The following is a 9,465-nucleotide window of genomic DNA, read 5'->3' as shown; positions in this document are numbered from 1 at the left end:
GTTTGAGTACGTCGAACTGGACTACAACAAACAACGGCGGCACAGTGCTATTGGGATGATCAGCCCAGAGGCCTTTGAAGCCCGAATGATCGCTTAAACCAGTGTCCACTGTTGCTGGGTAAGATCACCATGGCGCGGCCCTGACACTGTGGACAGTGACGATCACGACAGCCAAAGTAGCGTGGCTGTACATGAGCGCAGTCAGAGCACTGTAAGACCATCCCACCCATCGCCTTCGTTCGGCAGGCCAGCAGATGGGTACACACCCGTTGGCGCTGGCGATCAAGACCGCTTGGGTCGAGAAAGCGGGTCAATGCCTGTTGCAAGGTAGCGGCCTTAGTCATGGCTCACCTCCAGGGCGGCCACCAGGTCAATATGACACTGATCTCCCCCTTGCTGGTTCGGTAGCCAGTGCAGGTAGCGCATCGTCGACTGGAGGTTACGGTGGCCCAGTAGTCGCTGGAGCTGATGGACGGGCAGGCCTTGCTCCAGAACATGGGTGGCATAGGCATGGCGCAGACTATGGATGCCACCCACCCGCTCGACCCCGGCCAGACGCTTGGCCTGGGTAAAGGCCTTCTGTGGCGCACTGGCGTGCAGGGCTTGATCGGGAAACAGAGCGCTCGGGAACAGCCATGTGACTGGCCGATAGGCGCGCCAGTAATCGCGCAAGCGATCAAGCAGGGTCACGGGTAGTAACACCATACGATCCTTGCCGCCCTTGCCCTGCGTCACACGGAGTTGGTAACGCTGGCTGTCGATGTCACTAACTCGCAGGTGGCAGACCTCGGTCACACGCAATCCGCAGCCATAGCACAGTTCGAGCATCATGCGATGCTTGGCGTTTTGGCAGGCGGCCAGGATCCGCCGAACCTCGTCGCGGGTCAGCAGTTCTGGAATCCGCTGCGGTTTTTTGGGGACGGTGAGCGGCACATCAAACGACGGCCACTGCAACACGTGCAAATACAGGAACCGCACGCCGTGCAGATAGACACGGCAACTGGCGGCAGACAAACCGCGCTCCTGAACCAGGTGATTGAAGAAGTGTTGCAGGTCGTCGGTACTCAACGTGTCTGGCGAACGGTGGAAATAACGTGCCAGATCAGTGACCACCATCAGGTAGGTATTGTGGGTACGTTGCGCAAAGCCACGCTGACGCATGGCCGCGATCATCTTCTGTCGCAGGGCAGTCATCGTCGTCACTCCTGTTGATTGACCCACGTGGGTCAATCAATAGTGTGGCCCGATGAGGCGAAAAACGTGATTCGTCAACAGCTACCGCGAAGCGGTTTAGTTCAACAGTGATTATACGCCCTGCCATGAAACCTCAATGAACGTGACATCACAATGACTGAGGTTTCATAGCCACCAAATTGAATCTACCTCATTGATTCTACAGCGTGCAAAGAGAATTTTGGCGATGTAGCCAAAATTCGCAGGCTTGCGCGTTTTGCTCGCCTCAATAATACTGTTTTTACATACAGCATTATTAAGGCATTCTCCCATGAAACTGATGGAACGCGTCAAGGCAACCATGAGGGTCAAGCGCTATAGCTTACGCACCGAAAAAACCTATTGTTACTGGATTCGATTTTACATTCGGTTCAACAACTTACGTCACCCTGCCACGCTAACAGGTCATGAAGTACGGCAATTTTTGGAGTATCTGGCAATCGAAAGGCACGTGGCAGCGGCTACACAGAATCAAGCACTCAATGCCATCGTCCTCCTTTATCGCCATGTGCTGGACCAGCCGCTTGGCGAGATTGGTCAATTTAGCCGAGCTAAGCGCCCTCAGCGCTTACCAGTGGTGCTTTCCCATCAGGAAGTAATGGAGGTATTTCAGCACTTGTCTGGCTCTATGCTTCTCATGGCCTCACTTATGTACGGCTCAGGTTTACGTGTCTCCGAAGCTTGTCGGCTTCGCGTCAAAGATATTGATTTCTCAAGGCAAATCATCACGGTGTATGCAGGCAAAGGCAACAAAGACCGCACCACGCTACTGCCGCCTTCTTGCGTCCAGCCATTACATACGCATATACAAATGGCAGAACAACAACTGAACGCTCGCCTTGAAGCCAACGCTACTCCTGTGTCACTGCCATATGCTCTGGACCGTAAATACCCGAACGCGGGTATTTCACTTGCATGGCAGTGGCTTTTCCCTTCCTCTAGGCCTTGCTTCGATGAGAGGGGGCGCGTCGTTCTACATCACATTCATGCCTCTGCCGTCCAAAAAGCCGTCAAATATGCCATGCGCTCATCTTCTTTAACACGCCCTGGCTCATGCCACTCTTTGCGGCACAGTTTCGCCACTCAGCTACTAAGCCAAGGTACTGACATTCGCACTGTTCAAGAGCTGCTGGGCCATAAAAGTATCGAGACCACCCAAATATATACCCATGTGCTAGGCAATGGGTTTGCGGGTGTCAGAAGTCCATTGGGTTAGTGAAGGGCAGTTATGCTTCCATGAACCCCGTGTGTTCGATCAAGCTAACGCCCCTTGCATCTCCCCCTCTCGCCTCCTACACTGCGCTGAATACTGCTTGACGGGGTGCCGGTGGAACCGGCTGAGATCGCTATACGGCTGGCTGCTGCAGCAAGTCGTCACGGCGGGGCCCGTTGAACCTGATCCGGCTAGTACCGGCGTAGGAATCAAGCGGTGGTTGGGGGTGCGCCGTGTTCACCTGATACCTTGCCCCAACTCACTCTCCCTTCGCCCGTGCGCCGGTTCGCTGTACCACCGGAGGCATCCAATATGGGCTACCGCTTTACCGATCTCACCACTGCTTGCCAGCAAGATTGGCGCGCCTACATCGAGCACGATTTCGTGCACCAGCTGGGCAACGCCACGCTGCCTGAGGCATCGTTTCGCCACTACCTGAAGCAGGATTATCTGTTCTTGATCCACTTCGCCCGCGCCTATGCGCTAGCCGCTTACAAAAGCCCCACCCTGGCAGATCTACGCCAAGCCCACGAAGGCATGAAAGCCATCGTGGACGTGGAGTTGGGCCTGCACGTGGGCTTTTGTCAGGAGTGGGGGATTTCCGAGCAGGAGCTTGCCGAACTCCCCGAAGCCCGCGCTACGCTGGCCTACACCCGCTATGTGCTGGATACCGGCAACCGCGGCGACCTGCTCGATTTGCACGTGGCGCTGGCCCCGTGCCTGGTGGGCTACGGCGAAATCGCCAACTGGCTGAACGCGCAGCCTTCCACGCTGCGCGGCGCGCAAAACCCGTTTGATGCCTGGATCGCCATGTACGAAGGCGAGGAGTTCCAGGCCGCCATGCAGGCGGAGCTTGCGTGGCTCGATGCCCGCTTGGCGGATGTCCCCCCCGCCCGCTTTGCTGAGCTAAGCAAAACCTTCCGCGATGCCACCCGTCTGGAAATCGACTTCTGGCAGATGGGTTTAGACCTTTCTGAATAATCTCCTACAACATAGAGCAACCGTCATGACCAAGACCGTCAAAAGCAACACCGCACACTTTTTAGCCGAAACCGCCCAGGTCGATGCCGCCGCCGTGGCGCCGCTGCCCGGCTCGCGCAAGGTGTACGTGGAAGGCTCACGGCCGGATATTCGCGTGCCGTTTCGGGAAATCACTCTCTCGCCCACCAAAACCAGCGGCGTGGATGAGCAGAACCCGCCACTGCTGGTGTACGACACCTCCGGCCCCTACACCGACCCCAGCGCCAACATCGATTTGCGCCAGGGCCTACCGGAGCTACGCCGGGCCTGGATCGAAGAGCGCAACGACACTGAGTTTCTGGATGGCCCCACCAGCCAGTACGGCCAGCGCCGCGCCAACGACCCCACCCTTGCCCAGCTGCGCTTTGATTTAAGCCGCACACCCCGCCGGGCGAAAGCGGGCAAGAACGTGACCCAGCTGCACTACGCCCGCCAGGGTATCATCACGCCGGAAATGGAGTTCATCGCTCTGCGGGAAAACCAGCGCCGCCAGGCGTTGGGAACGGCAGAAGTGGAGCGCATTCTGGGCCATCAGCATGCGGGCCAGAGCTTCGGCGCCAGCATTCCGGAGGAGATCACGCCGGAGTTCGTGCGCGATGAGGTGGCCCGTGGGCGGGCGATTATTCCCAACAACATCAACCACCCGGAAAGCGAGCCGATGATCATCGGTCGTAACTTCCTGGTGAAAATCAACGGCAACCTGGGCAACTCGGCGGTCACCTCTTCCATCGAGGAAGAAGTGGACAAGATGACTTGGGGCATCCGCTGGGGCGCGGACACCATCATGGATCTCTCCACCGGCCAGAACATCCATGAAACCCGCGAGTGGATCATCCGCAACTCGCCGGTGCCGATTGGTACGGTGCCCATCTATCAGGCGCTGGAGAAGGTCAACGGCATTGCCGAAAACCTCACCTGGGAGATCTTCCGCGATACGCTGATCGAGCAGGCGGAACAGGGGGTGGATTATTTCACCATTCACGCCGGGGTGCTGCTGCGCTACGTGCCGCTCACCGCCAACCGCGTCACCGGCATTGTCAGCCGTGGCGGCTCCATCATGGCAAAGTGGTGCTTGTATCACCATCAAGAGAGCTTCCTGTATACCCACTTCGAGGAGATCTGCGAGATCTGCAAGCAGTACGATGTGGCGTTCTCGCTGGGCGACGGCCTGCGCCCTGGCTCTATTGCTGATGCAAACGATGAAGCACAAATGGCAGAGCTAAAAACCCTGGGCGAACTGACCCACATTGCCTGGAAGCACGATGTGCAGGTGATGATCGAAGGCCCCGGCCATGTGCCCATGCACCTTGTTAAAGAGAACATGGATAAGCAGCTGGAGTACTGCGACGAAGCGCCCTTCTATACGCTTGGGCCGCTGGTGACGGATATCGCCCCCGGCTACGACCACATTACCTCTGGCATTGGGGCGGCGATGATTGGCTGGTTTGGCTGCGCCATGCTCTGCTACGTGACGCCGAAAGAGCACTTGGGCCTGCCCAATAAAGATGACGTTAAAACCGGCATTATTACCTACAAAATTGCTGCCCACGCGGCGGATCTCGCCAAGGGCCACCCAGCAGCACAGCGTCGCGATAATGCACTCTCCAAGGCGCGTTTCGAGTTCCGCTGGGAAGACCAGTTCAACCTGGGGCTAGACCCGGACACCGCCCGTGAATACCACGACGAAACCCTACCCAAAGACTCCGCCAAGGTAGCCCACTTCTGCTCCATGTGCGGGCCGAAGTTCTGCTCCATGAAGATCAGCCAGGAAGTACGTGACTACGCCAATGAGCACGGCCTCAACGGCGATCAGGAAGCGGTAATGAAGGGTATGGAGGAGCAGGCGGAGAAGTTTCGCCAGAAAGGCAGCGGGCTGTATCAGGAAGTTTAAACTTCACCTCACGCTATCAAAACAGCACCCCGTCGAGAAGACGGGGTGCTGGGGTAACGGGATTAGGCTATTGGTCACATACTCCATACGTCCTGGGTCGGGAGTAGCCACAAGATACCTAAACAGAGTATCGCGGTGACCTGAAACACCGCTGTCAATTGCCAAATCTCGGCACCAAGCCCGGCAAGGGTGGGCGATATCAGTTGACCTGCAGAAATAAGAAAGAAGGTTAGACCAAAGCCAGTGGACGGAGCTTCTGGAAAGCAACTGACACTCCAAATACCGTATAACGCCGTAATAAGAATAAACGTAGCGCCAAACAAAACCGCCGATAGCGTTAGCATCAGTATCCCGTCACTCGCAATGGTGAGTAAAGCTATCGAGGCAGCTATGGCCAGCGTCGCCCACTTCAATGCCTTGGTCAGTCCAAAGTGAGTCACCAGTTCTCCGGCCAAGCCGCCCGCCACGCCGGCAATGCCCACGACAATCCAGAATATCACCCTACCTGTATCAGAAAGGCTTTTTTCTCCCGCGATCAACTCAACAGAGAACGTCCAATAGATTGAGGTTACCAGCCCGAATAGAAGCGCACCCAGCAGTAGGCGACGCACCGAACTATCTTTCAACTTGCGTCTCACAAGGGTAAACATAGGCTCCTGGGAGGCGCCCGGTTTCACTCTGTTTGAGAGCTCATGATTAGGCGCATTGCCCGGCATTATAAAAAAATTCCACAGCGTGGCGATCAGCGCGATAAATGCAAAGCACAACCAAGCCAGTTGCCATTGAGGGCCCGCAATAAGGGCCAATGGGCCAGAAACCATCACCCCAAAACTGGTGCCGGAATTTATAATGGCGTAATAGCGGCTTTGCTTTTCAGCGAGACAGAGTTGCTTGATAGCATCAGAAAGCGGTGGATACGCCAGGCCTGGACTACAACCGGCAAGCGTCACCCCCAATGCTAACCATACCGGGTTACCCGCCAGCGCGACCAACAGCATGCCCAGCGTTGCGGTCATGCCACCCAATATAATCGGCATACGCGGATTAAAATGGCGAACCAGCAGCGGACTCACCAACGTGGCCAGCAGATACCCCAGATAGGAGGCACTGCCAATCGCACCGACGGCCGTTTGGCTTAAATTGAAATCATCCCTGATAGCGGGCACGAACAAGCCATAGGTATAGCGCGACAACCCGTAGGTAGATGCCACAATTAACAAGCCCGCGCCGACAATATTGAAGGCAGAGTTACGCACTAGTAAGCTGGAGAGAACCATATTTCAGGCCTTTCAATTCCGCAGTGTTAATTGATAAGCGACAGTTTGATCGCCGCTAAAAAACTCCTTAACTATTTGAAAATCATTTTCTTTTTGGCGTGCAGCGCGAAACTGATCCTTAGTATATTTAAGGCAACAGTTTGTAAGCAGGTAACGATGATGATCAAATAGCTTATACGGTATGACTGTGGCTGCAGTCATTACTGGACCTAGCTCAGTCTCAATTGGTGTCAGGAAAATCCTATGTTGACCTGCTGGCTTAAGCTGAGCCCGTTCGCAGATTTTTTGGGAAAATTGTTTCATTGGTTGTAAGCTATAAAAATCAATTATTGGTTTCCAGCCAGCCAAACTAGAAAGCTGCATCTCGGAAAGCAGCAAATCACCTTTGCTAGTTAACTTTTTAAGTATCCTCAACATTTTCCTGGGCAGTTCATTTCCTTCTTGAAATCCCATCATAGTAACTACTGTAATACCGTCATGAAAGCCGAAACTGGAAGACTGCAATTCGTTGTAATCGTTAATTTTATAACTAAACCGTTGTTTACCGACAACCGGTTCCAACGCCAAACGCATGGCTTTCTCTGACTCTGGATTAATATCCAAACCAATATAGCTTGTTAAATCCACACCATTTCCAATTAATCTTTTTATTATAAGCTCTGTTTTATAGGGCTCAGGACCAATTTCAATGTAGCGCACCGAAGCGCCATTGACTTTATGAGAAATGTAATCAGCTGTACTTATTAAGCTATCATGAAGGGAAGCATTTCCGGAACGATCAGCACATATCCCGTTGCCACTTACAGCCATTTTATTGAGTGCTGCCATATACCCAAAGACATCTTCTAGAGATGAGCTACCTGCATCTCTGTCATTCTCTGATATTGAGTATTTGCTAGCATTACTAACAGTATCAATCTGATCAGCAGATAAGGGAGTAAAACAACCCAGAGAATCTCGAACAATAACCTCCAGGTTATCTTCATATTCTGTACCATTCATAGGACTGCTCCACTACGATAATGAGAAAGAGTTTTCATAGACGTCTTCATTGCAGAGTCAATCGGCCAATCCTGCATAAAGTTTTGCGCTTGAATAATGGCACCGTCAAAAAGTGAGTAAATAGTATTCACCAACTCGTCAAATACCTCGGGCTCCATCATGGGCCGATATTCATTCAGCACATTATTGGCGACAACTTGTCTTACACGCTCTTTGTGATCACGCACGAGAGCCCTAACCGGACTCTTTTCATCGCTGAATTCCCCAGCCATATTAATAAAGCCACAACCACGGTAGCCTTCTTCGCGAATCTGGTCGTACCACATGGTGTACATAGCGGAAACCCGCTTCTCAGTTAGTTGATGCTGAGAAATTCGCTCAGTTAGCTGTTCAATCCAGCGTTCTTCGCGCTGCCTAAGCCAAGCCATGGCAAGGGCCTCTTTGCTAGGGAAATGCGTATAAAAACTGGCCTTAGCAACCCCCGACTCGCTGATAATCTGATTAATTCCCGTAGAACAGTAACCTTGGCGAAAAAACAAACGACTGGCAGCCTCAATAATGCGTTCGCTAGGCCGTGAGAGTGAAGATGGATTATGCGTCACTATTAAACACCTCCGTACAGACAGGTCTGTCTAAAACCTAGATGCCAATATCCTGAGAGTCAAGACCTAAACGAAAATCAGGAAACGTTGATGGGAAGCATGGGCGATGGATGAACTGGCAGAGACATTTCGCTAGGTAAGGAAGGTAGCAAAAACTGTGCCCATTCGTACTATAAAAGCGAAACTAGTCAATGTTTTTGGAATAATGGTGTTTGTACCATCACCAGGAGAGCTTCCTTTACACCCACTTCGAGGAGATCTGCGAGATCTGCAAGCAGTACGACGTGGCGTTCTCCCTCGGCGATGGCCTGCGCCCCGGCTCAGTGGCGGATGCCAACGACGAAGCGCAGATGGCAGAACTCAAGACCCTCGGCGAGCTGACCCATATCGCCTGGAAGCACGATGTGCAGGTGATGATCGAAGGCCCTGGCCATGTGCCCATGCACCTGGTGAAAGAGAACATGGATAAGCAGCTGGAGTACTGCGACGAAGCGCCCTTCTACACCTTGGGACCGCTGGTAACCGATATCGCCCCCGGCTACGACCATATTACCTCGGGCATTGGTGCCGCGATGATCGGCTGGTTTGGCTGCGCGATGCTCTGCTACGTCACGCCCAAAGAGCACCTGGGCCTGCCCAATAAAGATGACGTTAAAACCGGCATTATTACCTACAAAATTGCTGCCCACGCGGCGGATCTCGCCAAGGGCCACCCAGCAGCACAGCGTCGCGATAATGCACTCTCCAAGGCGCGTTTCGAGTTCCGCTGGGAAGACCAGTTCAACCTGGGGCTAGACCCGGACACCGCCCGTGAATACCACGACGAAACCCTACCCAAAGACTCCGCCAAGGTAGCCCACTTCTGCTCCATGTGCGGGCCGAAGTTCTGCTCCATGAAGATCAGCCAGGAAGTACGTGACACCTACCGCGACCGCACCCCGGAAAACGCCAGCGAAAGCGATGCCGAAGCAGTGAAGCGCGGTATGCAGGAGCAGGCGGAGAAGTTCCGCCGGGAAGGCAGCGCGCTGTACCAGGAGGTGTAGCCCTGTGACACCCCAACCGGAGCCATCATGGGCTCCGGTTGTTCCTTTTGCGCAACAAGCATCACTTTTTCTTCTTGTTCTTCTTGGCCCCTTCCTTGGCATCGCCTTTGCCTTTGACTTCGGCTTTGCTGCTGCCGGTGGCCTTACCGGCGGCTTCTTTGGCTTTCCCGGCGGCTCTTTTCAG

At 54.0% G+C, this 9,465-nt stretch carries 8 protein-coding genes, 2 pseudogenes and 1 riboswitch; of the genes and pseudogenes, 5 read left to right on the top strand and 5 right to left on the bottom strand.

From position 1 onward, the window contains the following. Positions 1–97: IS3 family transposase (locus tag L1249_RS17605; protein WP_137095251.1), on the top strand; the 97-nt coding region annotated here is incomplete at its 5' end. 31 nt (positions 98–128) lie between these two features. Here L1249_RS17605 and L1249_RS17720 read toward each other — a convergent pair. Together L1249_RS17720 and L1249_RS15055 are read right to left on the bottom strand one after the other, a co-directional pair. Next, positions 129–344 (bottom strand): annotated as a pseudogene (locus L1249_RS17720) (transposase zinc-binding domain-containing protein); the annotation flags it as partial. Beyond that, on the bottom strand, positions 337–1,194 hold the full coding sequence (locus L1249_RS15055; protein WP_213262753.1) for a tyrosine-type recombinase/integrase: 858 nt from the start codon (positions 1,192–1,194) through the stop codon (positions 337–339). The pseudogene L1249_RS17720 and the gene L1249_RS15055, both read right to left, overlap by 8 nt. Positions 1,195–1,504: 310 nt before the next feature. On the opposite strand from L1249_RS15055, the gene L1249_RS15050 reads away from it, so the two are divergent. The 3 genes from L1249_RS15050 (at position 1,505) to thiC (ending at position 5,357) form a co-directional block, all read left to right on the top strand. Further along, positions 1,505–2,449, top strand: a complete 945-nt coding sequence (locus L1249_RS15050) for an integron integrase (protein ID WP_172415998.1) — start codon at positions 1,505–1,507, stop codon at positions 2,447–2,449. Positions 2,450–2,540: 91 nt separating this feature from the next. Then, positions 2,541–2,672, top strand: a riboswitch (TPP riboswitch). Between the two features lie 86 nt (positions 2,673–2,758). Further along, complete coding sequence (gene tenA / locus L1249_RS15045) at positions 2,759–3,427, top strand: thiaminase II (RefSeq protein WP_172415997.1); 669 nt, start codon at positions 2,759–2,761, stop codon at positions 3,425–3,427. Positions 3,428–3,452: 25 nt separating this feature from the next. Then, on the top strand, positions 3,453–5,357 hold the full coding sequence (thiC, locus tag L1249_RS15040) for a phosphomethylpyrimidine synthase ThiC (protein ID WP_228168896.1): 1,905 nt from the start codon (positions 3,453–3,455) through the stop codon (positions 5,355–5,357). A gap of 74 nt (positions 5,358–5,431) precedes the next feature. Here the strand turns inward: thiC and L1249_RS15035 are convergent, their stop codons facing one another. The 3 genes from L1249_RS15035 to L1249_RS17600 are packed head-to-tail and all read right to left on the bottom strand — an operon-like array spanning position 5,432 to position 8,238. After that, a complete protein-coding gene (locus L1249_RS15035; protein ID WP_172515560.1) occupies positions 5,432–6,613 on the bottom strand; it encodes an MFS transporter in 1,182 nt (393 codons plus the stop codon). Between the two features lie 33 nt (positions 6,614–6,646). Continuing rightward, a complete protein-coding gene (locus L1249_RS15030) occupies positions 6,647–7,636 on the bottom strand; it encodes a hypothetical protein (RefSeq protein WP_139296662.1) in 990 nt (329 codons plus the stop codon). Continuing rightward, the gene (locus tag L1249_RS17600) at positions 7,633–8,238 is read right to left on the bottom strand and encodes a TetR/AcrR family transcriptional regulator (protein ID WP_058576283.1); all 606 of its coding nucleotides are present in this window, start codon (positions 8,236–8,238) and stop codon (positions 7,633–7,635) included. Before L1249_RS17600 ends, L1249_RS15030 begins: the two co-directional genes overlap by 4 nt. A 206-nt stretch (positions 8,239–8,444) precedes the next feature. Here L1249_RS17600 and L1249_RS15020 point away from each other — a divergent pair. After that, positions 8,445–9,281: pseudogene (locus L1249_RS15020) on the top strand (phosphomethylpyrimidine synthase ThiC); the annotation flags it as partial. Between the last annotated feature and the right edge of the window lie 184 nt (positions 9,282–9,465).

It is taken from the genome of Halomonas sp. Cn5-12, assembly GCF_021532545.1.
Lineage (GTDB): Bacteria > Pseudomonadota > Gammaproteobacteria > Pseudomonadales > Halomonadaceae > Vreelandella > Vreelandella aquamarina.
The sequence above is the reverse complement of the archived record's forward strand: the minus strand, read 5'-3'. Positions and strand labels throughout refer to the sequence as shown.

What these genes read in the sequence shown, in the direction of transcription:
- thiC (WP_228168896.1), top strand. Translation starts at nt 3,453, where the DNA reads ATGACCAAGACCGTCAAAAGCAACACCGCACACTTTTTAGCCGAAACC.
- L1249_RS15050 (WP_172415998.1), top strand. Translation starts at nt 1,505, where the DNA reads ATGAAACTGATGGAACGCGTCAAGGCAACCATGAGGGTCAAGCGCTAT.
- tenA (WP_172415997.1), top strand. Translation starts at nt 2,759, where the DNA reads ATGGGCTACCGCTTTACCGATCTCACCACTGCTTGCCAGCAAGATTGG.
- L1249_RS15030 (WP_139296662.1), bottom strand. Translation starts at nt 7,636, where the DNA reads ATGAATGGTACAGAATATGAAGATAACCTGGAGGTTATTGTTCGAGAT.
- L1249_RS15055 (WP_213262753.1), bottom strand. Translation starts at nt 1,194, where the DNA reads ATGACTGCCCTGCGACAGAAGATGATCGCGGCCATGCGTCAGCGTGGC.